Origin of the sequence: Streptosporangium heterodermiicola (assembly GCF_051390675.1) — a bacterium.
Lineage (GTDB): Bacteria > Actinomycetota > Actinomycetes > Streptosporangiales > Streptosporangiaceae > Streptosporangium.
In genome coordinates, this window is the sequence record NZ_JBPJSR010000011.1 from 115,708 (window position 1) to 140,540 (window position 24,833).

Sequence of the window (24,833 nt, forward strand, 5' to 3'; positions counted from 1 at the left end):
TGACCGGAAAACGGGCCCAGACCGGAACGCGGGTCCCGCGGAGGGCGGGATGTCAGCTGTTGTGCCGCATCTCGGGCCAGAGCAGCCGCCACGGGCGCAGCGGGTCGCGGCAGACGAGGATGGGCAGGTGCTGCTCCTCGTTGGACAGCCCGACGCCGTTGTCGATCCTGCCGCGTTCCTCGCAGGTGCCGAACGCGCGGGCGTAGCCGCCGGGAGAGTCGGTCACGACCACGGCGATCCGGGCGGACGGCGACGGCGGGCCACGGAAGTAGAGCTCGTTGTGCCCGCTGTGGACCTCGGGCAGGCCGTGTTCCCCGGCGTAGCGGTCCAGCGCCCCGGCCTCGCCGTAGTTGTCGGTGAGGAGTACGGCCCGCGCGCGATCCTGAGGCGTCAGCTCGCCGACCACCGCCGCGACCCGCGCGGCGAACTCCGGCCATCCGATCGACTCGCGCGCCACCTCGTTGATCCCGGCGACCGGGGTGCCCTCCAGGGCAGAGGGAGGGATCACCGGCAGCGCGACGACGACGGATACGACCGCGTTGACCGCCAGGGCGCCGACGACCAGCGCGCGCCGTCCCGCACCCGACATCCACCGGCTGACCGGGCCGCACCCCGCGGCGAAGAGCAGCACGAGCAGGCCCGCCACGTAGTCGGGGCGCCCGCCGGAGTAGAGCGTCAGCCCGCAGGCCAGCGGATAGGCGAGGGCGAGGCAGCGCAGGCGGGGTTCCCGCCACAGCCGTACGGCGCCGGCCACCTGGACGACCGCCTGGGGCGGGCCGAGCAGCAGGAGCTGCAGCGGTACGAAGGCGAGGCGGTTGTCGGCGCCCTCGTCCGCCTCCAGCGCCCCGGCCATCACCAGTTGCGGCCAGCCGTGGGTCGCCTGGTAGACCAGGTTGGGCGCGGCGATCACGAGGGCCAGCAGCGCGCCGAGCCAGAGCCGGCGGTCCCGCAGCACCTCGCGCGGCCCCGCCACCAGCACGCCCACGCCCGCGCTGACCAGGAACAGCACGATCAGCTGCCGGTTGTACGTCGCCACCCCCGCGACGGCGCCCAGCGCGAGCCACCAGCGGCCGTCGCCCCGCAGCGCCCGTACGGCGAACAGCGCCGCCGCGACCCAGAGCGGCAGGTCGACACCCAGGGTCAGCAGGGAGTGCCCGCCGAGCAGGAGCAGGGTCGTGGTGGCGATTCCGGCCGCGGCGACGATCTGCGCCCTCCGGTCGCCGCCGAGCTCCCGGGCGAGGAGGGCGACCAGCACGACGACGAGCGACGCGATCAGGGCGGGGACGACGCGCAGGGCGACCACGGTGTCGCCGAACACGGCGACTGAGGCCCGCGCGATCAGCGGGGTCAGCGGCGGGGTGTCGAAGTATCCGAGGGCGGGCCGCTCGCCCAGCATCCGGAAGTACAGCTCGTCCCGGTGATAGCCGTAGCGCGGGCTCGCGACCAGCAGCACGGCGAGCGCGGCGAGCGCGACCGCGCCGACGGGCCGTCCGGCGAAGGGGGCGGCCGGGGTGGACGCGTCAGGGGTGCGCGGCGCGGAGGAAGAAGTGTCAGGGGTGCGCGGCGGGGAGGGGGAGGGCTCGGACACTCATTCATCATCGGCTTTCGACGCCGGTGACGCGAGGGATGATCCTGATCCGCCGGTTGCCCGGCGGAGGGGCGCGCCTTCGCGTGTCCTCCAGGCGCCGGGGAAAAATCCCTCGACGTCCTCGATGTCCTGCTGGGAAACTGGCCGCTGCCGTACGTCGAGAACACCTCAACCTGGCGGCGACCCGGTCCGACCAGGCCGTGAGCGGACCTGGCCCGATCGTTCGCCGGTCGGTGGAGGCACTGATCGCGGTGGCCGGGACCGAGGTTTCCGGGGCTTTTCAATGATCTTTACGACAGTGGGTGAACCATGAAACCGGTCGGCGAGCCAGAGATCCGCGGATCCTTCGTCAACTGCTCCAAGGGGGAGGCGCGCAGGATCAACCTGCCCAGGAACCTGCCCGAGCTCTCCTGGGCCGACCTCGACTTCCTGGGCTGGCGCGATCCCGGAGCCCCCGACCGGGGCTATCTGGTCGTCGAGCGGCACGGCGAGCTCGTCGGCGTCACCCTGCGCGTCGCGCAGGAGGTACGCAGGAGCTTCACCAAGAGCACCGTCTGCTCGATCTGCGTGACCCCCCACTCCGGCACGGGGGTCGCCCTGTTCGTCGCGCCCAGGGTCGGCGCCGCCGGTCGCCAGGGCAACACGGTCGGCACCTACGTCTGCGCCGACCTGGCCTGCTCCCTCTACGTGCGGGGCGTGAAGCGGACGGACTCCGGTGTGCGGTTCGAGGAGACGCTCACCACGGCGGAGCGGGTCGTCCGGGCCACTCTCAACCTGGAGGGCTTCCTGGACAAGGTCTTCGACGGCGACGTGCGCTCGGCGTGACTCAATCCACGGCCGTCTCCTCCAGCGTCCGTTTCATGTCCGCCGCCCCCCGCTCGACGCGCGCGCGGATCTCCCCCGCGAGCGCGTCCGGCAGCACGTCGGTTATCCAGACGAGCCGGCTGCGGCCGGGCTCCTCGGAGAGGACCTGGAACGAGGCGTGGTGGTGCGCGAGGGCCGGTCGCGCGCCTTCGACCACCGCGTAGGCGAGCCGGCGGGTCGCGTCGTCGACATCGACGATCAGCTCGCGGACGACGTTGCCGTCGGGAAAGACGAGAATCCTCACGTCGCCCTCGATATGGGTGTCGGCGACGCGATCCGGCAGGAGGCGCCGATGCACCGCGCCCACGTCGCGTATCGCCGCCCACACCCGCTCCGGGCTGGAATCGATCACGACCTCTGTGCGGATGGAAGCCAATTCGCTGTCTCCTGTCTGAGTGATTCCCGGCTCACGCCGGGGTGCCGTCCGTGCCGTCCGTGCCGCCGGTCTGGTCCAGGTGCAGGGAGAGCCGGTGCTGGTTCTCGGCGAGGCGCAGGCACAGGTGCCGCAACCGGCCCAGCTCGGCGGGCGTGAAGTCGCGGAAGATCGCCGCCATGGCGGCCTGGGTCGGCCGGCGGAAGGACTCGATCCACTCCCGTCCCGCGGGGGTGATCTGGGCCAGGACGGAACGCCGGTCGTGACGATCGGGGACCCGTCGCGCCAGCCCGTCGCGTTCGAGGGTGTCGACCAGCCCGGTGACGTTGCGTGAGCTCACTCCGGCCGACTGGGCCAGGTCGCCGATGCTGACCCCGTCGCCGGTCGAGGCGCTCAGCCGCATCAGGATGTCGAGCGCTCCCGAACTCAGCCCCCGGCCCCGAGCCCCGTGGGCGCGTATGCGCTCGACCGCGTGGAACGCGGTGCGGACGGCGGTCGCGGCCTCAAGGGCGAGGGTGTCGTCCCCGTCGGTGAACCGGGCCATGGCCGTTCTCGCCCCGGGGTCGAAGAAGGTGCCGTCGGGATCACGGGCGAACCCGGTCGATGATTTATGTACGTCCTTCATAATGAAGTAATACCTTAGTACCTGCTTCACTGGATTGTCGACATGGAGACCTCGCGCCGGGAACCGGAGACGGGAGCTCGCGGCGGGGGGCGGGGGCGCGTACCGGGAGACGGGGGCTCGCGCCGGAAGGCGGACATGAAGTGCGCCGGTCTACGGGTCCCGTTCGACCGGCGGCGGGCCCACGGCCGCTGGAACACCCCGTGACCAGGCCCGGGGTCTCACGCCCGAGGACGTCCCCATACAGAGAAGATTCCTGATTTATGGTGATTCGTGCCATTTTCCGGAAGAGGGCAGGTAACAAACGAGGGGCCCCGGCCATTTCCCGGTGTCAGAACAACACATCCGGTACGAAGGGGGCGGGGCGGTGACGGACGACTCGCAGCGGTTCACCAGCGTGTACGACGAGTGCCGGCAGCGCGTCTGGGCCTACGTGGTCAGCCGCGCGGGACGGCAGGTGGCGGACGAGGTGGTGAGCGAGACGTTCGCGATCGCCTGGCGAAGGCTGGAGGAGATGCCGGAGCCGGCCCTGCCGTGGCTTCTCGGGGTGGCCCGCAACGTGCTGCGCGACAACATCCGGGCGGAGGTCCGGCGCGACGCGCTCAACGCCGAGCTGCGGGCCTGGACCGAGGACGACGTCGCCGAGCAGGTCACGGAACGGCTCAGCGTGCTCAGGGCGCTGACGAGCCTGTCGGAGGACGACCGGGAGCTCCTGATCCTGACCGCCTGGCAGGGCCTCTCTCCCCGCGACGCGGCGCGGGTCGTCGGCTGCTCCCCGACCGCCTTCCGGGTGCGGCTGCACCGCGCGCGCAAGCGGCTCAAGCGGGAGATGGACACCGCCGTGCACCCCGGACCCCGGATGAGGAACCTCAGCGAGGAGTGGTCATGAACCCCGTCGATCAGCTGCGGGCCGCGCGCCCCGAGCATTTGGGGGACACCCCGGTCGATCCGCGTACCAGGGCCGCCGAGCTCTCCCGCGCCATGGCGTGGCCCCGGCGGGCACCGGCCGGGCGTAGGACCGCCCGCCCTGGGTGGGGCCTCGGGCTCGGCCTCGCCGGAGCCGCCGCGGCCGTGACCGCGGTCGCCGTCACGGTCTCCGCGACCGGCGGCACGGTCCCGGACGTGTCCTCCATCCAGGCGGACCCAGGCCGCACGATCTTCAACCCGTCGACCTCCGGCCCGTCGGCTTCCATCCCGTCGACCTCCAGCCCGTCCGCCTCCGCCCCGCAGGCCGGGCAGGCCGAGCTCTCCAGCCGGTCTGTCCTGCTCGCCGCGGCCCACGGAGCGGCCCGCCAGCCGGACACGACCGGTGCCTACTGGCACACCGCGTCGGTCACCCGGAACCTGTCCGAGGCGGCGGACGGGGACTACACCGTCGTCGAGCGGACGAGGAACGAGGCCTGGACCCCGTCGGCGACCGGCGAGGACCGGTGGGACCGGACGTGGTCACTCGGGGCGCAGCTCGCGAGCCCTGAGGACGAGGCGGCCTGGAGGCGAGCCGGTTCCCCGTCCAAGATCAAGATCGAGGTTCCCGGCAAGCAGGGCGGCAGGCTGGGCGGGTACGTCCTGTCGACCGAGCCGGGAGAGGCGAAGGACAGCCACGCCCCGCTCCTCGGCGGGGACAAGGTGTTCTGGCTGGGCCGCAACGTCACCATGAAGGACCTGCGCGGCCTGCCCGACGACCCCGACGACCTCAAGACCTGGCTGCTGCGCTCGTACAGGGGGATGTCCACCGAGGCGGACATCCCGATGGCGTCGGACGCCTGGCTGTTCTCCGTCGCGGTCGGGCTGGTCACCGAGATGCCGATCACCCCCAAGGTGCGCGGCGCCGCCTTCAGGATGCTCGCCGACCTCAAGACCATCAAGGTCGCCCGAGGCGTCACCGACGCGGAGGGCCGCACCGGCAGCGCGGTCTCCATCGAGGAACGGGCCAGGGCGAAGGCGAACGTCAAGGGCGCCGACGGAGTCCTGCGGAACCGTCTGATCTTCGACGAGGCGACCGGCGGGGCCCTGGCCACGGAGAGCGTCGTCGTGAAGCCGGGCGGCCTGCAGGCCGGATTCGAACCGGGCACCGTGTGGCACTCCCAGACCGTCCTCGAAGCCGGCTGGACCGACGAGAAGCCCGCGTCCTGAATCCCGGAATTCCCGGACCTCCGCATCCCCGAATCCCCACATCCCCGCATCCATGACCCGCCGTACTCCCGGGGGCGTACGGCGGGTCATGGACATCCGCCGCCGAGGGGATCCCGGCCTCGTAGGCTCGGGGCATGCTCCTGTGGATCAACGGCCCCTTCGGCGGGGGCAAGACACAGACGGCGCACGAGCTGCGGCGGCGGCTCCCGGGAAGTGTCGTCTGCGATCCCGAACACGTCGGCTTCGGCCTGCACCGGATGACGCCGCCGCTCCTGCGCGGGGACTTCCAGGACCTCCCGGCCTGGCGGCAGGGGGTGTACGAGGTGCTGGACCTGGCCCTCACCAAGCACGACGGCACGGTGATCGCCCCGATGACGGTCGTGGAGCCCGCGTACTTCCGCGAGACCGTCGGCCGGTTGCGCGAACGCGGCCACGACGTCAGGCACTTCGCGCTGCTGGCCGGCCGGGAGACGGTCCTGCGCCGCCTGCGCGAGCGCGGCTTCGGGCACGTCCTGCAGTACGTGGCCGGCAAGGGCGCGCCCCTGCGCCTGGAGAGCTTCGCCGTCTCCAGGCTCGACCCGTGCCTGGAACGGCTGCGCGAGCCGGAGTTCGCCGAGCACGTGTGGACCGACGGTCTCACGATCCCGGGGGTCGCCGACCACATCGCCGCCTCGTCCGGGCTGACGCTCACCCCGAACACGGACGGCGCGCTACGGGGGCGCCTGCGCCGCGCGTGGACGGGTGCCAAACACATCCGGTTCGACTGAACGGTCCGACTGAACGGTCCGACCGAACGAGGGGACGACGCCGGTCCCCGCGAACGACACGCGTCCCCGCGGACGGCAGACCGGTTCCCGCGAACAAGACAACGGTCTTCACGAACGACACGCCGGTCCCATGAACGAGACTCCGGTCCTGTGAACGAGACTCCGGTCCTGTGAACGACACGCGTCTCCGCGAACGACGTCCGTCCCGTGATTCGTGTAAGTCACCCCGCTCTCCGCCTCCGGCCCGTCCGAGTGACGGTTGACATGTCCCGCCTCGGGCTCTCATTATGAACGAGCATTCATGAACAAGTGTTCATAACGAGGACGCCTCGACCACGCCGAAGGCGGGGCCGGCGGAGCCGTTCGGGGCGTCCCGAGGGAACCACGGGAGGAATTCGATGCTTTCCATCGTCAACACCGAGCAGGCGGAAGCGTGGAACGGCTACGAGGGGAATCACTGGGCCGATCACCAGGCCCGGTACGACGCCGTGAACAGCGGGTTCAACGACCACCTGCTCGCGGCGGCCGCCATCGGCGACCGGGACCGCGTGCTCGACGTCGGATGCGGGAACGGGCAGGTGACGCGGCTGGCCGCGGGGCGGGCACGGCTCGGACAGGTCACCGGGATCGACCTGTCGGCACCGATGCTGCGACGGGCGCGTGCCGGTGCGGCCGGAGACGGGGTCGCCAACGTGACCTTCGAGGAGGGGGACGCCCAGATCCATCCTTTCCCCGCCTCGGCCTTCGACGTGGCCGTGAGCCGGTTCGGGATCATGTTCTTCGCCGATCCGGTCGCCGCGTTCGCCAACATCGGCCGCGCGCTGCGACCGGGCGGACGCCTGGCCGTCCTGGCCCTGCGGAGAATGACCGACAACGACCTGGGCGCCGTCTTCGCCGCGATGGCCGAACACCTGCCGTCGAGCCCCGCCCCGGCCGGGCCCGGTGCTCCCGGCCCGGAGTCGCTGGCCGACCCGGCCCGCGTCCGCGAGGTGCTCACCGGCGCGGGTTTCGGGAAGGTGACCTCCACCCCGGTCGACGCGCCCCAGGTGTGGGGCCGTGACGCCGCCGACGCGGCCGGTTTCCTCGGAGCGTGGGGGCCCGTCCGATTCGTCCTCGATCAGGTCGACAGGGAGACCGCGGCCCGAGCCCTTGACGCGCTCACGGCCGCATTGCGGCCCTACGAGGAGCCCGGTGCCGTACGGCTGCGCGGCGCCGCCTGGCTGATCACCGCCACCCGCCCCTGACCGCGGTTCGTCCGGTGGAATCGCCACCCGCTCCGGGCGATCGTCCGCTCCCGGCGGTCACTACGATGCGATGTGATGTCCCCGAGAAAAGCAGCGGCCCTGCGTGACGGCGAGGGCGATCGGAGCCTGCGCGAGCACCTGATCGCCGCCGCCGAACGCCTCATGGCCCGGCGCGGCACCGCCGGGCTCACCGTACGCGACATCGCCCGCGAGGCCCGGGTCGCCGACGGTGTGCTGTACAACCACTTCGCGGGCAAGGAGGAGCTGCTCGCGCTCGCCCTGCACGCCCACGTCCAGACCGTCGAACGCGAGCTGGGCGAGCGGCCCACCAGGGCCGGAAGCGGCACCGTCGAGAACAATCTGCGCGCCTACATCACCCAGGGGCTGGCGCTGCACGCCGCGATCCTGCCCTCCTTCGCGGGCCTGCTCGGCCGGCCGGAGGTCCTCGTCCGGTTCGCGAACCTGCCCAACCCGATGGCGGGCGGCCGGGGACTGCGCGAGGACCTGGCCGTATACCTGCGCGCCGAGCGCGACCTGGGCCGCCTGGCCCCGGACGCCAACGCCGAGGCCGCCGCCACCATGGTCATCGGCGCCTGCCACGAGCTGGTCCTGCCCCACCTGCTCGGCGGTGGCGCGGGGACCGCCCTGGAGATTCCCCCCGGCTTCGTCGAGGACCTGCTCACCACCGTCCTGAACGGCATCGGCCCGGCGAGGAGCCCCGAAACCGTCACCGGAGCCTGAGCCCTCGCTTGGACGAAGCCGGCCGGAACCGGATGTCGGGAAGCCGAGGCGCCGGCGAACATCGGCCACGGCGTTGATCGGCCAAGGCGCTCCAGGGGAGACGCGGCGCGTTTGCTAAGCGGAGGATCCTCCGCTAGCGTCGATCCCATAAAGCGGAGAGTCCTCCGTTTCATTGGGTCATCGCAGGAGAACCCATGCGCCCCATCGACCCCGGCTGCTCCGGCCACCCTGATCCCGACGCCCCGGAGGCGATCGCATGACCACGCCCACACCCACACCGCAGACCCCGCTCGGCACCGGGTACGGCCCCGCGACGACCGCGGGCGAGGTCGTCGCCGGAGTGGACCTCACCGGCAGGACCGCGATCGTCACGGGCGGCTACTCCGGCCTCGGCGTCGAGACGGTCCGCGCGCTGCGCGCGGCGGGAGCGTCGGTCGTCGTCCCCGTACGGAACCGCGAGAAGGCGGCCGAGACCCTCGCCGGCGTCGACGGAGTCCGGCTCGAACCGATGGACCTCCAGGATCCCGCGTCGGTCGACGCGTTCGCCGACCGCTTCCTCGACGGCGACCGGCCGCTGCACATGCTGGTCAACAGCGCGGGGATCATGGCCGTCCCGCTCTCGCGCGACGCGCGCGGCCACGAGTCCCACTTCGCGACCAACCACCTCGGCCACTTCCGGCTGACGCTCCGGCTCTGGCCCGCGCTGCTGCGGGCCGAGGGCGCCAGGGTCGTCGCGGTCTCGTCGTGGGGACACCGCCAGTCCGGCATCGTCTGGGACGACGTGCACTTCGAACGCCGCCCGTACGAACCGATGAACGCCTACGGGCAGTCGAAGACGGCCAACAACCTCTTCGCCGTCGAGCTCGACCGGCGCGGGCGCGACCACGGCGTCCGGGCGTTCTCCCTGCACCCGGGCAGGATCCTCACCCCGCTCGTACGGCACACCGACCCGGACGTCCTCCGCAGGATGGGCATGATCGACGAGAACGGCGAACCGCTCATCGACCCGTCACGGAACATGAAGAGCCCCCAGCAGGGCGCCGCGACGAGCGTGTGGTGCGCCACCAGCCCGCTGCTCGACGGGCACGGCGGCGTCTACTGCGAGAACTCCGACATCGCCCCGCTCGTCCCCGAGGGCGACGACCCCGTCGCCATGGCCGAGGAACGCGTACGGACCCAGGAGTCCCTCGCCTTCGGCGTCATGCCCTACTCGATCGACCCGGAGTCCGCGACCCGGCTGTGGGACCTCAGCGAGAGGCTCACCGGGGCCCTCCTCTGAAAGCGTGGTGCCGTTTTCAGGGAGTTCGAGCCGGGTTTCCGGTGGGGGGACGTCCGGCGAGGTCACCTCGACGCCAAGGTGCCCCCGGCCCGCGTCGCGGACCGAGGACACCGGGGACATCTCGTATGGTCAGCCGATTGACAGGTCTACCTCGTCGAGGTCAGTAGACGACGTAGCAGTTCACGCCGTCGGACTCGCGGTAGCACTTCGCCGTCTCCAGCCCGTTTATCTTGGTGTAGACGTTGGCGCCGATCCGGTGCCAGGTGCCGTGCATGCTCAGCCAGTACGGCTCGTACTGGAGGGTGAACGCGTCGGTGTCGCTGTACCCGGCGTTGTAGCTGTACGTGTGCCCGTTCATGCTCGTCGTGCGGCAGTTGCGGTCGACCGTCACCCAGGAGGTCTGGTTGCCGCCGTTCCAGTTCCAGATGTCGCAGTTGCTGCCGTATCCAGCGTTGGTGTTGCGGATGTCCTTGGCGATGACCAGGTTCTGGATGCTGTCGTATCGGACCACCAGGCCACAGCACTCGACCGCCGCCACGGTCGCGCCGTTGGACTCGGCGGGCGCGAGGGCCGGGGGGTCCACCGGGGCGACCAGGGGCGGGGTGGGCGGCTTGGTGTCGGCGTAGGCCATGGAGGCCGGCGCGAACACCGACACGACGAGCGCGATCGTGAGCATCAGGTAGCGGACTGTTCGAGAGCTCGGTTTTCTCATGACTTCCCCTTTTTCCCTGGTCTTCCGCGACCGCTTCGCACGGTTCCGATGCTTTCCCCGTTCCATGGCCACCGACGGCGCGACCGGCCCCTCAGGAAGGCGCCGGGCGTGTCCGTGGCGAGGATCCGTTGAGCGGTACGCCGGTGATACCTCGTGTCGACCTCAGTCTGCGCGAGGCGGGGACCTGATTCCTTGCCTGTGAGCGCCGGCCCTTTGCCCGCGAGCGCCCACTTGTCTTCCGGGCTCGCGGGACTTCGGCGGGTTCAGATCATGTCGTACTCCTGTTATGTCGTACTCGTCGGCGTTCGGCGGGCATGGCCCCCTGCCCGGCCCGCCACACCGCCCACGGGGGTCCGGACAGGACCCCCGTGAATCCCCTCAGGCGGCGTCGAGGGCTGTGGTGATCTTGCGAGTCATGTCCGTGAGGGTGGGGGTGGGCTCGCCGCGGTGGGTGGCGGTTTCGAGGGCGAGGAGGACGGTGGCGCGGAAGTTGTCGGCCTCCGCCGGGTCCTGCCGCTTGAGGAGGTCCATGGAAGCGGTGAGGGCGGGAAGTACGTGGTCGGCGATGGCGGCCACGGACTTGCCGTTCAGTTTCATGCCACCGGACTTGTCGGAGAGGACGTGTCCGATGAGCCCGGTGGCGGAGGCCAGGGCGATGGAGCCGTCGGTGGCGATGCGGTGGGCGCCGGGCTTGCCGGCGGCACCGGCGGCGGACATCAGCGTGACGGCGCCGTAGGCGGCGGTGCGCAGGGTGAGCTTGTCCTGGTCGGTGAGGGTGACGGACATGGTTGGTGTGCTCCTTCGAATCATGAGGAAAAAGGAAAACGGACGGATGGTGAAACGCGCTCTCGCTGGTGCCGTACCGGGCTCGTGTCAGTCGTCGATCGCCTGGTAGAGCGTGGTCCAGAAGTCGTGGATGAGCCGCGCCGGATCCGGGACCGACATCCCGACCTGGCTGAGCAGGATCCCGGTGAGCCGGTTGTCCGGGTCGGCGTACGTCGAGGTGCCGCTCCCGCCGTCCCAGCCGAACTGGCCGATGGGCGCGTAGTCGCCGCGGTAGGTGCGCACCGCCATCCCGAAGCCCCAGCCGCCGTGCTGCCCCTGGCCGTACGACACATGGACGTTGTCGACGGCCAGGGTGTGCCGGGCGGCCTGCTGCTCGGGCGTGAGGCGGTTGGTGGTCATCAGCTCGACGGCGGGCCGGGACAGGATCCGTTCGGTCCCGTGCGTCCCGCCGTTCAGCAGCATCCGGAAGTAGGCGTGGTAGTCGTCGGCGGTGGAGACCAGCCCGCCGCCGCCCCCCTGGAACGCCGGAGGCCTGCTCCACCGCCCCCCCTTGGCCTCGTCCCACACGACGAACTCCCCGCTCCGAGGGTCGGGAGCGTAGAGGGTCGGCAGCCGGTCGATCTCCTCGTCGGGCACGTGGAAACCGGTGTCCTTCATGCCCAGGGGTTCGAAGATGCGTTCGCGCAGGAACGCCTCGTACGACTGGCCGGTGACCCTGGCGACGAGCACGCCGAGGAGATCGTGGCTGATCTGGTACTGCCAGTGCTCTCCGGGCTGGTGCATCAGCGGAAGCGTGCCGAGGCGGCGCATCCACTCGTCCGGCTCGGGCATCGGCTCCGGCAGATCGGGCGTGAGCCCCCGCTCGAAGATCGCGCCCATGATCGGGGTGCCCAGCGCCGTCATGTCCATGCCGAGCCCGAAGGTGGAGGTCAGCAGGTCCCGTACGGTGATCGGCCGCCGCGCCGGCACGGTGTCGTCCAGCGGGCCGTCGATCCGCCTCAGCACCCGCCGGTCGGCGAGTTCCGGCAGCCACGGCTCCACCAGGTCGTCCACCCGCAGCCTGCACTCGTCGAGCAGGACCATCGCCGCCGCCATCGCGACCGGCTTGGACGTGGACGCCATCCGGAAGATCGTGTCCCGGCGCATCGGCGCGCCACCGTCATGGGACATCGTCCCGATCGTCTCGACGTGCGTCTCACCACCCCGGCTGACCAGGGCGACCAGCCCGGGAATCCTCCCGGAATCGACATGCCGTTCCAGCACGCCGTGCAACCTGCGCAGCCCCGCCTTCGAGAAGCCGCTCTTGCCGGTTTCCATCATGAGTCTCCTTGCAGACAGTGTTCGATCGGTGTTCGGTGTTCGATCGGTGTTCGATCTTGTGAGACCCGTCCCGGCCCGGCGCCCGTGACTTCCACGAGCGACGTACGAGGGTCGGGGTGAGCTCGGCGTGCTTCCTGGTTCGCAGTCCTTCGGTGTGGCCCGGTTCGCGGTCCCGAGGCCGCGATCGCCGAACCGTTCATGGCTCCACCATCGCCAACCGCCCTGATACCGGGGTGTCACCGACCTGACGCCGCCACTGACACGGCGACGCCTGGCCGGCGGCGACGCCGGTAACGGCGACGACGGTGATGGTGAACGACAGAACCGCGACAGGTCGGGACGGGCCGGGTCGTGCTGGGTCGTGCCGGGTCGGGTCGGGTCGGGTCAGGGCGGGGAACGACAGGACCGGGTCGGCCGGTCCGGAGTCAGCCCGTGATGGGGGAGATCCACTCGACGAGCTGGATCTTCACCCCGTTGGGGTCGGTGAGCTGTGTCAGCAGCTCACCCCACGGCTCCCGCCGGAGCGGGACGGTGATGGTGGCGCCTTCACCGCGCAGCCGCTCGTACTCGGCGGCCAGGCCGGTGACCGCGAACACCACGATCACCTCTGCCAGTCCCTGTCCCGGTCGCCACCGTTCGAGGTCGCGCTCGACCAGGACCAGGTCGACGGCCGCGTCGTCACGGCCCAGCCCGATGAACCTCTCGCCGACCAGGTTTTCGCGGAAGCCGAGATGACCGGTGAAGAACCGGCTGGAAGCGACCGGGTCGGCGACGATCAGGGATATCGCGGAAGAGACGACGTTCACACCGCGGCACCGGCGTCAGCACCAGAAAAGGGCATCCCCATCCACCTCCTGACATGCGTGTTCTTTGGATGAGGCAAGCATCACGCCAGGCGGTGCCGTGGATCAACGGCGACTGTCGCAACGGTCGTTAACCCCGGGGTTGACGGTCTCGGCCGGTCAGCGGTCCACGTTGGCTCGGTGGTCAGAACGCTCTGCTGAGCGGTCTTGGTGGCTCTGCTGACCGGGCTTGGTGACGGGAGCCACGGATGTCATACCGTGATCGGGATCTGCTAGCTTTACCTTTCCGGCCGGATGTTGCTTCCGGCCGGAAAGTGTTTGTATGACTACTTCTCAGGCAACCGTGCGGCCCGTGAGCGCCGCGGACCGCCCCACCGTCGAACGGCTCTGGCTCATGTTCCGCCACGACATGGCGGAGTTCCAAGGCGGGCTGCCCAGCCCCGACGCCACCTATCGCAGCGACCGGCTATGTTCGGCGTTCGAGGACGACGAGTGGGCGGCGTACCTGTTCACCAGCGGCGACCGGCCTGTCGGGTTCTCGTTCGTGCGCGCGCTGTCCGGCCCGACCCGCGTGCTGAACAGCTTCTTCGTGGTACGCGGCGCCCGCCGAACCGGAATCGGGACGAACGTCGTGCGGGAAGTGATCTCCCGGCACCCCGGCCCGTGGAGGATCGCCTTCCAGGACTCGAACACCGCGGCCGTCGCGTTCTGGCGGCGCGTGGCCACCGAGATCGCCGGTGACGCGTGGACGGAGGAACGCGAGCCGGTGCCGAACCGGCCCGACCTCCCCCCGGACGTGTGGATCTCCTTCACCACCGCCTGACCAGGTATCGAACAGAAACGTAGCCGACAAGGCCCGTGGCCAGCATGCTTCGCCTCCGTTGGGAACGCCCGCACCGGTCCGTCAGCTGAGCTCGAACCAGATGACGGTTCCGGTGGGGTCGCGGTGGAAGCCCCAGCGGGCGGCGAGGTCGTTGACGAGTACGAGCCCTCGTCCGCCGGTGGCGTCCAGGCCGGAGTTCCTGGTGCGGGGGATCTGAGTGGAGCCGGTGTCCTGGACGGTGATGATGACGCCGTGGGGGAGGAAGGCCACCGTGACGACGAACTCCCTGGGCCGATCGCTCGGCTCGGCGTCGCTCGGTTCCGGGTCGGACGGTCGGTCTTCGAGTGGCGTGTTGGAGTGTTCGACGGCGTTGGTGGCGAGTTCGCTGGTGAGGAGCATGGCGTCGTCGCGGAGCGGGTGGTCGCCACCGAGGATCTCGGCGACGAAGTTCCGCGCGAGCCTGACCTGGTCGCGTGTGGCCGGGAAGCGCTGGGAGATCACGGGTGTGGGCCCCGGGAAGGTCGACCAGCCGGGTATCCGGTCAAGATGCGGCGACCACGGCGTGGCCGGGTGAGCCGATTCGTTGAGGGCGCTGGTCGAGGGCCGGAACCGGTCAGCGAACACGCCGACGAGCACGGACAGGAGTCGCGCGGTCATCCCGGTCACCTCCCTTGCCTGCGATCTCGGCGCTCTGGTTGCCTCCGGAGACCCTGACGCCCCTGTTGGGGCCTTCGGGCTGCGGCCCAGAAGCTGGGATCGGGTGGTCTGCCCTGGGGAGGGGACGCCGCAGCCGTTCGTGCTGGTCGGGGATGAGATGAGGGCGGAAGTCCTCGATGTGCCGTATCCGCGCGGCCAGTTCGGCGTCGGTGTCGGCCTCGATCAGGCCAACGCGCTCCCGGCACCACGCGGGGGAGAGCGCCCACCAGCGTTCGGTGGCCTCGCCGTACCAGAGACACCAGCCGGTGAACCGGAGCGTGTCGTCTTCCTCTTTCTTGTACGAGAGGGGTGTGGGGAGGTTTTCCGTTGTTCCGGCAGCCGTTCCAACGGGTGGCGGGCTCATGCCGCCACCCCTTTCCGGTACGCCTCGCGCCTGCCCGGCCAGGGCCGTACACCCGGCGACTCCTGTTTGTACGACGACTGTCCGTACGGCGGCGCGGCCATCGCGGCCGGTCGTGCGTGGCGTCCCCTACCTGTGGGAGAACCCGCGAAGGGACGGCTCGTCGGGCGTGCGATCACGGTGGTGGACGCATTCGGCACGGTGAGCGCGGGCGGCACGGCCGAGGGCAGCCGACCGCAGAGCCCGAGGCGGCGCCGAGCCATCATGCGCGTGCGGACCTGGGCCGGGGTGGGCTGCTCCCACAGGTGACCGGGCCGATGCGGCAGGCTGGCGGCGTCGTGCGCGTACGGGGGATGGCCACACCAGCGGCAACCGAGGGGTGAGGGCGGCTGCTCGGCGTGCCAGCGGACCCGGATGATCTTAGGTGTTCTACTAGGGTTGGACACAGGTCGCACCTCCAGCGTGCGGTCGAGGCTCTGCCGGGCGACGTCATTCGCCCTGGCAGAGCCGTTTTCATGGTGATGTCACCGGCCACGTCCGTGTCTTGGCCGGTGACTGGCTTCCGCTTCGGGAAGCCGCGATTTCCGTGTGAGGGGTCGCGTATGCGTCAAGCGGGGCATTCCGCAATCCCACCGTCGGCTGTCACATCCACGCTCATCGACTCTCACGGAGAGTGAAGTTATTGATGCGGAGAGGCAGCGACCTCAGTGCCGTTGATACTTTGGCGAGGGGAGGAGCCAAGCGCGTCATCGCGGGTTACCTTGAGGCCATGGCCTACTCGGATCCGGCGGCGGAAAGTGTGGGAACGCGCGTACGGCGTGCTCGTAAGCGCGTTGGCATCACCCAGAACGAACTGGCGCGGCGCATCGGCCGCGCGCAGTCCTGGGTGTCCGGAGTGGAGAACGACAGCATCCCCCTGGACTCCATCGCGCTGGTCAACACCCTCTCTCGTGTGCTGCGCGTACACCCCAACGAGCTCACCGCACGCCCCTACCGCGGTGACACCCCGGCCGAGGACCGCGGCCACTCGGCGATTCCCGAGATCCGCCGTCACCTGGAGCGCTATGACCTCGACCCCGAGTGGGTCGGCGAGGTGCGAGCGCTGCCCGACCTCCGTGCCGCGACCGATCACGCCCGCTGGCTACGGGGAGAGGCCCGCTACGCGGAACTGGCCGACGCACTGCCGGCCTTGCTCTCCGAACTCCAGGCGGCGACCTACCTGTACCCCGAGCCTGACCGGAGCTCGGCATTCAGGCTGCTCGCGCTGACCTATCTGGCAGCCGACTCGGTGGTCTACACCCTGGGCTACGCCGACCTTTCGCTGATCACCGCCAGCCGGGTCCGCTGGGCGTGGGAACGCGCGGGGGATCCGTACAACGGAGCCGTGTTCGCCTATCTGCGAATCCGGAGCCTGTGGGCCAGCACCTCCTGGAACGACGCGCTCACCCTCCTCGACGCCGCATGCGCCGACATCGAGGGCGAGTACACTGCCGGACATCCTGAAGCGCTGGCCGTCTGGGGCGCCCTTCAACTACGAGCATCGATCACCGCCGCTCGCAAGAACGACGCCGATGAGGCGTGGTCACGTCACCGGCTCGCGGCCGAGGCGGTCACCCGGCTCGGATCACGCCAGCGCACTGACTACTACGACCTGTCCACCAATCAGACCAACGTCGACATCCACGGAGTTGCCGTTGCCGTCGAACTGGGGGACGGCCCCCAGGCCGTACAGCGTGGGGAGGCCATCCAGCTCCCGAAAAGCCTGAAGGCCAGCCGTGCGGGGCACCACCATCTTGACCACGCCCGTGGGCTGCTGTGGTGCGGCAAGCGGGAGGCCGCCCTAGCCGAGTTGGAGCGCGCCGAGAAAGTCGCTCCACTGCTCGTCCGCAACCATCCGATGGCGCAGCAGGCGGTACGGACCTTGCTGGATCTTGAGCGGTACAGCTACCGGGAGCGGATTCGTCGGCTGGGTGTGCGCATGCATATTCTCTGAGCTCTTTGACTGCGAGTGGCTTCTGAGTCATGAAAGAAACTGCCTGCTAAAACCTCCGCCACGTTCGCAAATCGATCTATGACGAGGTTTTTCTAAAAGCAGAGGGACGGCAAATCTGGGAGTTACGGCAGATCAGCTAATTTTAGATGTGTTTTCCCTGAAGTATTCATGGCGTACGTGGTCTTCTTGACCTGTGAATGCTTTGAACGAACCCAGCTTGTATGCAGGGTCCGTTCTGTGCTCATCTTTTATGATCTCAAAGTCACCCTTTAACAGGCTGATCCGCCTATCGATCTCTAGACCATCGAGAGCGAGTCCGGTCTTCCTGGCAATCTGGGCAGCTGTCATGAAGTCGCCCTGCTCGCGGAGGGCGGCGTAGATGGGGTCGTGCTTGAGGTCAAGACCAATTTTACGTGACTGGGCAGTGCCTTCGAGCGCGGCGGCGATGGCGACGCCCAGGGCCTTGGCGACCGGAGGCGGGAAGGCGTTACCGATCTGCCGGTAAGTCGAGGTCTTCTTGCCGGTGAAGGTCCACTGGAACTCGTCGTCGTCCCAACCTTGAATCCGAGCGACCATCTCGCAGGTGAGCTTTGGGCCGACCGGAAACTTGTCATCCGGGTTGGGGGCGTGGTTGGCGACGCCCAGACCGTCAACGCCCATCTCCGCCCAGGCGCGCTTCGCACGGGTGGGGCCGAGGTCGGCGCCACCGTGCTTCTTGGAGCCACCGACGATGGTAGGAGCGATGTCGTTTGCCTTCTCCGCCCACTCCTCCGCGCCCTTCCATCCATTGGCTGACATCAGAGGAAAGAGCGTTTCGCCGACTGTGAAGGGGCGACCGATCGGTTCGGGCCAGTGGAAGCGCGTGAAGTCCTGGGGGGACATCGCGACGAGCACGAACCTGGGGCGAAGTTGTGGAACGCCGTAATCGGACGCTTGAAGTAGGCGCCATTCGGCGACGTAGCCAAAATCGCGAAGTCGGTCTAGAACGTGCTGGCGGTAGCCGGCGAAGCGGCGCATGCTCAGCCCACGGACGTTCTCCAGGAGTAGAGCGCGGGGCTTGATGATGCTCACCTGCTCGACCGCCCAGGCGAACAGGTCGCGTTCGTCGGTAGCCCCCAACTGCCTACCCGCCGTGGTGAAAGGCGGGCAGGGGACCCCACCCGCCAGAAGGTCGATGCCCTCCCCGTAATCCCCGGGATTCCACACGTGGGGATCGGCAACGTCGCCCTGTGTGACGTTCCAGTGGGGCCTGTTGTAACGAAGTGTCGCGGCAGCGTTGCCGTCCAGCTCGATCAAGCGTTCATGGCCGAAGCCCGCGCGCTCCAGGCCGAGCGCCTGGCCGCCCGCACCGGCGCAGATCTCCAGGACTCGCAGGGTCCGTCCGACAGCTCCCACAGCCACCTCCTACTGATCAGTTAGGAGGGTAGCGGTGAGATCCGACAAAACCGATAGGTAGCACTTGAAGTGGAAAGATGGATATTTCTGCCGATGCTGTTGGCGCTCCAACACGGAGTCGAACAGGGGGCGATCTCAGCTTCAGCGCAGAGTCGTATCGGGCCGGCGACTACGCGGCGACATGATGAAAGCCCGTGCTCACCAACCCATCAGAGCAGTATCGGCGTGATGTGGCAGATACGCGTGAGCAGGGAGTATGCTCATCGCCGTCATGGTCAGCTTCGAGGGGTGGATTGGCGATGAGCGCCCATTGACTCTGCCGTCACCGACCTCAGCTCGATAGGCAGGAGAGTCTGTGCGTCCCCCCCACAAGATCGTTGATCTTTTTGCAGGGCCGGGCGGGCTGGACATCGCGGCGCGATGGCTGGACATTCCTGTGGTCGGTATCGAGTTGGACGAAGAGGCATGCAAAACACGTCTTGCCGAGGGTTTGGAGACTCGTGAGTGTGACGTGCGTGACCGCAAGCCTTCGGAGTTTGAGGATGCCACCGTCCTCACGGGCGGCCCTCCCTGCCAGACATACACGGTCGCGGGTCAGGGAGCGGGGCGTCGCGCATTGGAGGATGTACTCCGTTTCGCGGACAAGATGGCTGATGGCGAGGACGTTACCGCAGAGCTGACCGGCTTGGACGACCCGCGCACAGGCTTGGTCTTGGAGCCACTGCGGTGGGTGCTTGAAGCGAAGAAAAATCGTCACCCCTATCAGGTGATCGTGCTGGAGCAGGTTCCCGCCGTATTGCCCGTATGGAAAGCGATGAAAAGAATCCTTGAGAAGCTGGGATACTCTGCGGAGTGCGACGTGTTGAACGCGGAGGAATACGGAGTCCCACAAACGCGTCGTCGGGCCGTTCTCGTCGCGCGCCTGGGCGACGTGGCTTCACTGCCCAAGGCCACGCATCGTCGTTTCCATAAGAGCATGCCACGTACCGCAGGAGATCAAACGAAGCTCCCATGGGTGCCGATGGGCGATGTTCTTGAACGACTGGAGCCATTCAAGGTGGTCTCCAACTATGGCACCGGAGGTAATCCCAAAGCCCGGGGTATACGCACCTCTGATGAGCCAGCCTTTACCGTGACCGGCAAGATCTTGCGTAACCGCGTAATGACGCGTGATGATCAGGAGGCTGATCCCGCCCGCTTTACGCACGCCGAATCCGGATGCTTGCAGACTTTCCCGCTTGACTATCGGTGGCGAGGCCGGGACATTGCTCAGCAGATCGGAAACGCCGTTCCTCCTCGCCTGGCCGCCTATGTCCTTGCTGCAGCACTAAAACTTGGTGACGACCCTCTCCGTAAGATCTTTCCTGACCTGGCCAAGCTTGATGGGATATCCACCGATGAACAGCCAGGTCAGTTGGGTGTGTTCTGACGACTGAATTAGTCGCCGAGAGCTGCTGCGATCTGACGGCCGACCGCTGTGGCAACAGGGGGAGGCATGGCCTGAGCAACTTGCCGGTAGCCCGCTGTCTTCCGCCCAGTGATGATCCAGTCGTCGGGGAAGCCCTGAAGCTTGCTCACCTGGCTGAGCGTGAGCTTCGGTAGCCCGTCCTGTCCCAACTCGGGCGCCAGCATGAACTCCGAATCCGGAGCTTCATCGGCCAGACTACGGCCGTCCACACCAACCTCTATCCAGGAGCGTTTCGACCGGGTGGGGCCTAGGTCCGCGCCACCGTGGTTCTTTGAGCCGCCGACGATGGTCGGTGCCACTTGATCGGCGATCTGAACCCATGCGTCCACGCCCTTCCAGCCCCGACTCGCCATTGATTCACGTAGCGCCATCCCGAGGGGCGGCGCGCCCTCATCACCGAGGGGCCAGACGAACCGAGCAAAGTCATCAGGCCGCATGGCGATGAGAAGGCCGCTCTTCCTAGTCTGTGGCACTCCAAAATGTTGAGCGTCGAGGACCCGCCACTCCCAGTGGTAGCCGAGGTCTCTCAGTTCCTCCTCGACAAAGGACCGGGCCGGGCCGAACTTCGGGCTCGTCAACAAATTCGCCGCACTTGCGATCATGATCGCGCGCGGTCGGACGTCCATGACGAGGAAGATCGCTGTTCGAAGCAGGTCGCGGTCGTCCTTGGTGCCGTGTTGCCTGCCTGCTATGGAGAACGGCGTCGAAGGAATGCCGCCGGAGAGCAGGTCGACGTCGGCGACACCGTCGTGCTCGGTGCCGACGAAGTCCTTAAGATCCGCCTCCAGGACTCGCCATTCCGCGCGGTTCGCACGCAGGGTGGCACAGGCATGGGCATCGTTGTCGACGAGCATGACGGGATCGAACCCAGCCCGTTCCAGCCCGAGTGCCTGACCTCCGGCACCCGCGCAGATTTCCAGGCTTCGGAAGCGCCGCCTCATTCGACCACCACCCTGCCGCGCACCGGCGCTTCCGCGAAGAGTTTCCCGAACAATGGGACCAAAGCACCTACGGCAGAGGCAGGGACGCGACCGTCGTCCGGCCCGTCCGGCAGCGAGTCGTACGGCACGAGCACTCCGCTCAGGTCTTCGATCCAGTCCCTGTAGGAATCTGAGTCCTGAGGGACGTCAGGTGCCAACGCCTCGTACGCGAGAGTGCTGCCGGCCGTGTTCACAGCCTGAGCCAGGGCATTGACCTCACGCCCGGTCCGCACGACTCCGCTGGCCAACAGCCGCAGAATCGCCTGGGCCGTGGGACGGTGCAGGATCACCTCAAGCCGAAGCACCGTGTTGAGAACGTCCTGATTACCGCAGGCGATCACGACCGGACCATAGTCCGGACCGTCACGAAAGAGTTCCGCCGCCCACCACAGCCGGGCGAATGCCTGTGAGTGGAATGGTCCGGAGAAACGTCCCCGGTTGGTGACAGGCCGTCCCGGATGTCGCCAGAACAGATAGTCGGGCGCCACACGCAGTGCCAGATGATTCCATATTTCGGGGTCTGCGGCCTCGCGTCGAGTCAGCCGCAGTGTCGCGTGAAGAACCGGGGACAGCCAGGCGTCAGCGGATGTCCGCGACTCCGGCGTGAACCGCTTCATGGCCTCCTCCACGAGGTGCCGCACCGGCTCGGCTCCCCATCGCCCCGGTCGGGATGCCCGGTCGAGGGCCACGGTTGGCAATGGCTCTCTCTGCTCCAATACAGCCGTGGTGAGGAATTTGGCGGCCCACTCGTTGGGGAGATGACCGATCCGGTCGGGAACGCCGCTCACTCATCCTCCTGTCCGGTACGGCGCAGCGTGCGAATGAACCCACCGAGACTTTTCGGCATGCGGGCATGTTTGCCGGCCGCGTGCAGAACACGAGTCTGAAGGTCACCACCGCCGTCGCCGGTTCGTCGCCGGTTCACCACTTCACTGAGGGCGTCATCTGGGGAGCGTTCAGGGAACATGTCCGGGAGCATTCTCCGTAGTACCGACTCACGCCATCCGCCCGGCCATTCTGGGGCATCACTGTCGTCCTGGTATGTCGCTGCATTGAACAGAACGGTCCATACATCCATGGCGATCTGCGCGGCTAGCGCGTCACGTGTCGGGCGATCTGTGGTTCGTCCGTTCTCGAGCAGGCCCTTCAGCCCTTCAAACCCGCTGTTCAGATAGAGGACGGGCTCTTCGCCGACTGCCTCCACGGTCCAGGGGTCGTTCTTGAAGGGGTGCAGTTGCGGATTGCCCTCGTCGCCGAAGTCCACCCAACGGCTCCGAATCTCCTCGCGCCGTGTGGGAGTGCGAGCCCGAAGGTCCGCAGTCCAAACGCCCTCGGTAGCCGCGATAATCCGGCCTGGAACTCCATCGACGGTGGCGACCAATTGCGCGGTCAGTTCGGCTCGGGCAAAATGATGATCACTCTGAAGCTCGACATCGCCGGACCACTCACCCGGCTGTTCCCAACGAAGACTGGTCGCCGTACGAGTATTGGTACGACGCTCCGACAGTATGGCCAGGCACTCCATACCGACCCAGCGTCCGTGTCGCAGTTCTTGTTCGGAAGCGCGGACCTTCACGGACAGCCGGGCAGTCCGCCAGTCGCTCCCCCCGACCCGATGCAGCGCCACCACTCGCTGCGAAGTAGAGATCATGTCGTAGGGCAGGGCTATATCGTCCAGCCTGGCCTCACGTACTTCCATCGACACGTCGCCTGCCACGGTCGGGTAGGGAAGAATCCGCTTCATCGCGCGCCTTCCTTCACTCGGACGAGGTCGACTTCAACCCCGGCCATCCGCGCGGCAACCGGGTGGCTCGTTACATCACTGACCCCCGTGAACACGGCGCTTCGAGTCCCCTCCGCACATCGCAGGTTGCCCTCGTCGGTCACCTCGCAGTGTGACTCGGAATTGATCCGTGCCCATCGGGCTTCGGGCCGCGGTCCTGAGCGGGTGGCGAAACGTAGCAGCGGGCGAAGCAGCCATGGATCATCACGCTCAGGCAGTTTGATCTCAACTCTGATCTGCCATGCGCCCTCTGGAGTGATCGATCCCCTCGCGCTCCTGACAGTGGGATAACCGGGGCTCCGTGGTGTGGGTAGAGGGTCGAATCGCAGCAATTCACGCAGAATGGCCGGGGTTTCCTCCTCCGTGACGCGTTCAGTGGGGCGAACGGCATCTCGCACGCGGTCGAGCATTGACCTGCGAAATTCTTTGAGGCGGGTGACAGCGCCGCGAGCATAGCTCGACGTAAGGTCCTCGGTCTGTTTCCAGTCATTGTGCTCAGGAGGTTCGGCGGCACGAAGGAACGCCTCGGCCAGATCAGCGTCCGTACCAGGAGATCCGGCGGCTCCCCCCGCGAGCAGTACTGCTTGGAAGCGCATGGCGCTCAGTGGCACATCATTGACGGCACGGTCCAGTACGGCCATCCGAGTGCCCCGCATGCAGATCAGTCGATTCGGCTTCTCGTCGTCGTCATCGGTCGGAGTGACCAGGAGAACCGCCTCGTGAGTAACGGGCTCGGCCTTCTCTGCGCCTTTGAGCGGTGGCACGGTCAAAGGTACGGTGAGTGCGGCGACATCGTCGGCTGTAGTGATCTGCGAGACGGTGTTCCCGTCTAGAAATGCCTGTACGGCACGGCTTCGGGCGGGTTCGTAGCGATGCGGGTCGACGCGTTCCTCGGCGACGGCGACCTGGCCGTCCCGGAATGCCTCGACCGAGGCTTCCATCATGGGAACTGAGTCACGGCCGGTCACCATAGATGCCCAGAAGCCGGTCGCCAGTCCACGAACCAGAGCTTGGTGCATTCCCTCCAGATCTGCGGCCTCTCCCGAAGGGTCGTGGGCACCGACGATCAGAAAACTGGTGCCGGGGTCGTTGCTTCCCCGGGTGAGGTAAAGCTCCTCAACGGTTCGTTCGCCTGCCCACCAGGAGCGGGCAGCACCTTCACGGAACAGATCGCCTTCTCCGAGCCAGGCCGGGCCCGCGTACTGCATACCGTTGACCTCATGCCAGGGAAGGTCGAGCCGGCCGATGAGGCGGCGCTCGCGCCGACTCTCGTACGGTTCCGAAAGCGTGCTGTTCATGATGACCAAGCCGAACTGGCTGGTGGCCCAGAGAGTCGCCTTGCCCAAACCGTAGGAACCACCCGCCGAGCCACTCTTGTGGCTGTCGAGTTGTCGGCGCACCACGGCGGCGAAGCGACCGTCATCGTATTCGGGACCGGTCAACCCACTCGCGTTGTAGTCCTCGATCTTCAACAACAGCAGACTGCCCTGCTCCTGAAGCTCACGCAGTCCGTTGGCGAGAACCCTGCCCACTTTCTGCCGGGTATCCGCCGCAGCTTCGAAGTGCGGGACAAGGTCGTCCCAGCGCAGCGCCTCCTGAAGTCGACGCAGTCGTTCACCGGTGACCTCGTGAAGGATGAATCGAATACGAACCGGCCGCATCGTCTCGTGCCGTTCATCAAGGCTGTTCTGTGTGGCTTCCCTGGCCAGGACGGTGAGGTTGGGGTCGAACGCGAAGGCGGCGGCATTGCCCAGTTCGCGACCCCCATCAGCATGCGCGGGGCGGTGATGCCAGCTGATCGAGCCAGCCGAGTCCGGGGTTTCGTCTCGGGTGGCGGATGATCCTGTAGCCAGTCCGAGGACTTCTTCGATGACCTGGATCTTGTCGATTCGGGGTGTTGCCCGGCCGGTGATCCAAGCTGAGACGGCGGCTCGGGTGACATCGAGTTCACTGGCGAGTTCGGACTGGCTCATACCTTTGCGCCGTAGTTGCCGGCCGAGCCAGATGCCGAAGGCTTCCGGCTCATATGGAGTACCGCTGTCGTCCTGTGTCATCCGCAGACCTTCCGGGCAGAACGTGCATATTTGACGCTCAGGCTAGCG

General features: G+C 67.8%; 25 protein-coding genes. 10 read left to right on the forward strand and 15 right to left on the reverse strand.

What is annotated here, in order from left to right; all coding sequences use genetic code 11:
• Positions 1–52: 52 nt before the first annotated feature.
• Entirely contained in the window at positions 53–1,588 is a 1,536-nt protein-coding gene (locus tag ACSC1Q_RS23975) for a glycosyltransferase family 39 protein (protein ID WP_436760946.1), read from the reverse strand.
• A 309-nt stretch (positions 1,589–1,897) separates the two neighbouring features.
• Here ACSC1Q_RS23975 and ACSC1Q_RS23980 point away from each other — a divergent pair, with 309 nt between their 5' ends.
• A complete protein-coding gene (locus ACSC1Q_RS23980; protein WP_436760947.1) occupies positions 1,898–2,413 on the forward strand; it encodes an FBP domain-containing protein in 516 nt (171 codons plus the stop codon).
• Between the two features lies 1 nt (position 2,414).
• Here ACSC1Q_RS23980 and ACSC1Q_RS23985 read toward each other — a convergent pair whose 3' ends face one another.
• Positions 2,415–2,828: an SRPBCC family protein gene (locus ACSC1Q_RS23985; RefSeq protein ID WP_436760948.1), complete on the reverse strand. Its 414-nt coding sequence runs from the start codon at positions 2,826–2,828 to the stop codon at positions 2,415–2,417.
• A 31-nt stretch (positions 2,829–2,859) separates the two neighbouring features.
• Entirely contained in the window at positions 2,860–3,450 is a 591-nt protein-coding gene (locus ACSC1Q_RS23990) for a MarR family winged helix-turn-helix transcriptional regulator (protein ID WP_436760949.1), read from the reverse strand.
• A 364-nt stretch (positions 3,451–3,814) separates the two neighbouring features.
• On the opposite strand from ACSC1Q_RS23990, the gene ACSC1Q_RS23995 reads away from it, so the two are divergent.
• The 6 genes from ACSC1Q_RS23995 to ACSC1Q_RS24020 all read left to right on the forward strand — a co-directional run bounded on the left by ACSC1Q_RS23995 (position 3,815) and on the right by ACSC1Q_RS24020 (position 9,611).
• Positions 3,815–4,336: an RNA polymerase sigma factor gene (locus ACSC1Q_RS23995; protein WP_436760950.1), complete on the forward strand. Its 522-nt coding sequence runs from the start codon at positions 3,815–3,817 to the stop codon at positions 4,334–4,336.
• Positions 4,333–5,580: a CU044_5270 family protein gene (locus ACSC1Q_RS24000; protein WP_436760951.1), complete on the forward strand. Its 1,248-nt coding sequence runs from the start codon at positions 4,333–4,335 to the stop codon at positions 5,578–5,580. The genes ACSC1Q_RS23995 and ACSC1Q_RS24000 overlap by 4 nt, the downstream gene beginning before the upstream one ends.
• Before the next feature lie 134 nt (positions 5,581–5,714).
• Positions 5,715–6,347: an AAA family ATPase gene (locus ACSC1Q_RS24005; RefSeq protein ID WP_436760952.1), complete on the forward strand. Its 633-nt coding sequence runs from the start codon at positions 5,715–5,717 to the stop codon at positions 6,345–6,347.
• 398 nt (positions 6,348–6,745) lie between these two features.
• Positions 6,746–7,591, forward strand: coding sequence for a class I SAM-dependent methyltransferase (locus ACSC1Q_RS24010; protein WP_436760953.1), 846 nt, complete (start codon positions 6,746–6,748; stop codon positions 7,589–7,591).
• Between the two features lie 75 nt (positions 7,592–7,666).
• Entirely contained in the window at positions 7,667–8,332 is a 666-nt protein-coding gene (locus ACSC1Q_RS24015) for a TetR/AcrR family transcriptional regulator (RefSeq protein ID WP_436760954.1), read from the forward strand.
• A gap of 256 nt (positions 8,333–8,588) precedes the next feature.
• A complete protein-coding gene (locus ACSC1Q_RS24020) occupies positions 8,589–9,611 on the forward strand; it encodes an oxidoreductase (protein WP_436760955.1) in 1,023 nt (340 codons plus the stop codon).
• A gap of 160 nt (positions 9,612–9,771) precedes the next feature.
• On the opposite strand, the gene ACSC1Q_RS24025 is transcribed toward ACSC1Q_RS24020, so the two are convergent.
• The 4 genes from ACSC1Q_RS24025 to ACSC1Q_RS24040 form a co-directional block, all read right to left on the reverse strand.
• On the reverse strand, positions 9,772–10,323 hold the full coding sequence (locus ACSC1Q_RS24025; protein ID WP_436760956.1) for a hypothetical protein: 552 nt from the start codon (positions 10,321–10,323) through the stop codon (positions 9,772–9,774).
• Positions 10,324–10,701: 378 nt separating this feature from the next.
• On the reverse strand, positions 10,702–11,109 hold the full coding sequence (locus tag ACSC1Q_RS24030; RefSeq protein WP_436760957.1) for a hypothetical protein: 408 nt from the start codon (positions 11,107–11,109) through the stop codon (positions 10,702–10,704).
• 87 nt (positions 11,110–11,196) lie between these two features.
• Positions 11,197–12,426 (reverse strand): serine hydrolase domain-containing protein, encoded by a 1,230-nt coding sequence (locus tag ACSC1Q_RS24035; protein WP_436760958.1) that lies wholly within the window; start codon positions 12,424–12,426, stop codon positions 11,197–11,199.
• A gap of 428 nt (positions 12,427–12,854) precedes the next feature.
• Positions 12,855–13,235, reverse strand: coding sequence for a VOC family protein (locus ACSC1Q_RS24040; RefSeq protein WP_436760959.1), 381 nt, complete (start codon positions 13,233–13,235; stop codon positions 12,855–12,857).
• A 349-nt stretch (positions 13,236–13,584) separates the two neighbouring features.
• On the opposite strand from ACSC1Q_RS24040, the gene ACSC1Q_RS24045 reads away from it, so the two are divergent.
• Positions 13,585–14,055, forward strand: a complete 471-nt coding sequence (locus ACSC1Q_RS24045; RefSeq protein ID WP_436760960.1) for a GNAT family N-acetyltransferase — start codon at positions 13,585–13,587, stop codon at positions 14,053–14,055.
• 81 nt (positions 14,056–14,136) lie between these two features.
• Here the strand turns inward: ACSC1Q_RS24045 and ACSC1Q_RS24050 are convergent, their stop codons facing one another.
• Genes ACSC1Q_RS24050 through ACSC1Q_RS24060 form a run of 3 tightly spaced genes read right to left on the reverse strand, consistent with a single transcriptional unit; the run spans position 14,137 to position 15,558 of the window.
• On the reverse strand, positions 14,137–14,712 hold the full coding sequence (locus ACSC1Q_RS24050; protein WP_436760961.1) for an ATP-binding protein: 576 nt from the start codon (positions 14,710–14,712) through the stop codon (positions 14,137–14,139).
• Positions 14,669–15,115 (reverse strand): hypothetical protein, encoded by a 447-nt coding sequence (locus tag ACSC1Q_RS24055; RefSeq protein ID WP_436760962.1) that lies wholly within the window; start codon positions 15,113–15,115, stop codon positions 14,669–14,671. Before ACSC1Q_RS24055 ends, ACSC1Q_RS24050 begins: the two co-directional genes overlap by 44 nt.
• Positions 15,112–15,558: a hypothetical protein gene (locus tag ACSC1Q_RS24060; RefSeq protein ID WP_436760963.1), complete on the reverse strand. Its 447-nt coding sequence runs from the start codon at positions 15,556–15,558 to the stop codon at positions 15,112–15,114. Before ACSC1Q_RS24060 ends, ACSC1Q_RS24055 begins: the two co-directional genes overlap by 4 nt.
• 323 nt (positions 15,559–15,881) lie before the next feature.
• Between ACSC1Q_RS24060 and ACSC1Q_RS24065 the strand changes: the two genes are divergently transcribed.
• The gene (locus tag ACSC1Q_RS24065; protein ID WP_436760964.1) at positions 15,882–17,105 is read left to right on the forward strand and encodes a helix-turn-helix domain-containing protein; all 1,224 of its coding nucleotides are present in this window, start codon (positions 15,882–15,884) and stop codon (positions 17,103–17,105) included.
• A 132-nt stretch (positions 17,106–17,237) separates the two neighbouring features.
• On the opposite strand, the gene ACSC1Q_RS24070 is transcribed toward ACSC1Q_RS24065, so the two are convergent.
• Entirely contained in the window at positions 17,238–18,500 is a 1,263-nt protein-coding gene (locus ACSC1Q_RS24070; protein ID WP_436760965.1) for a DNA cytosine methyltransferase, read from the reverse strand.
• A gap of 355 nt (positions 18,501–18,855) precedes the next feature.
• On the opposite strand from ACSC1Q_RS24070, the gene ACSC1Q_RS24075 reads away from it, so the two are divergent.
• Positions 18,856–19,929 (forward strand): DNA cytosine methyltransferase, encoded by a 1,074-nt coding sequence (locus ACSC1Q_RS24075; protein WP_436760966.1) that lies wholly within the window; start codon positions 18,856–18,858, stop codon positions 19,927–19,929.
• Between the two features lie 8 nt (positions 19,930–19,937).
• Here ACSC1Q_RS24075 and ACSC1Q_RS24080 read toward each other — a convergent pair whose 3' ends face one another.
• Genes ACSC1Q_RS24080 through ACSC1Q_RS24095 form a run of 4 tightly spaced genes read right to left on the reverse strand, consistent with a single transcriptional unit; the run spans position 19,938 to position 24,785 of the window.
• Positions 19,938–20,909: a DNA cytosine methyltransferase gene (locus ACSC1Q_RS24080; RefSeq protein WP_436760967.1), complete on the reverse strand. Its 972-nt coding sequence runs from the start codon at positions 20,907–20,909 to the stop codon at positions 19,938–19,940.
• Positions 20,906–21,736: a DUF6339 family protein gene (locus ACSC1Q_RS24085; RefSeq protein ID WP_436760968.1), complete on the reverse strand. Its 831-nt coding sequence runs from the start codon at positions 21,734–21,736 to the stop codon at positions 20,906–20,908. Before ACSC1Q_RS24085 ends, ACSC1Q_RS24080 begins: the two co-directional genes overlap by 4 nt.
• Positions 21,733–22,692: a hypothetical protein gene (locus ACSC1Q_RS24090; RefSeq protein WP_436760969.1), complete on the reverse strand. Its 960-nt coding sequence runs from the start codon at positions 22,690–22,692 to the stop codon at positions 21,733–21,735. The genes ACSC1Q_RS24085 and ACSC1Q_RS24090 overlap by 4 nt, the downstream gene beginning before the upstream one ends.
• On the reverse strand, positions 22,689–24,785 hold the full coding sequence (locus ACSC1Q_RS24095) for a helix-turn-helix domain-containing protein (protein ID WP_436760970.1): 2,097 nt from the start codon (positions 24,783–24,785) through the stop codon (positions 22,689–22,691). The genes ACSC1Q_RS24090 and ACSC1Q_RS24095 overlap by 4 nt, the downstream gene beginning before the upstream one ends.
• Positions 24,786–24,833 lie beyond the last annotated feature (48 nt).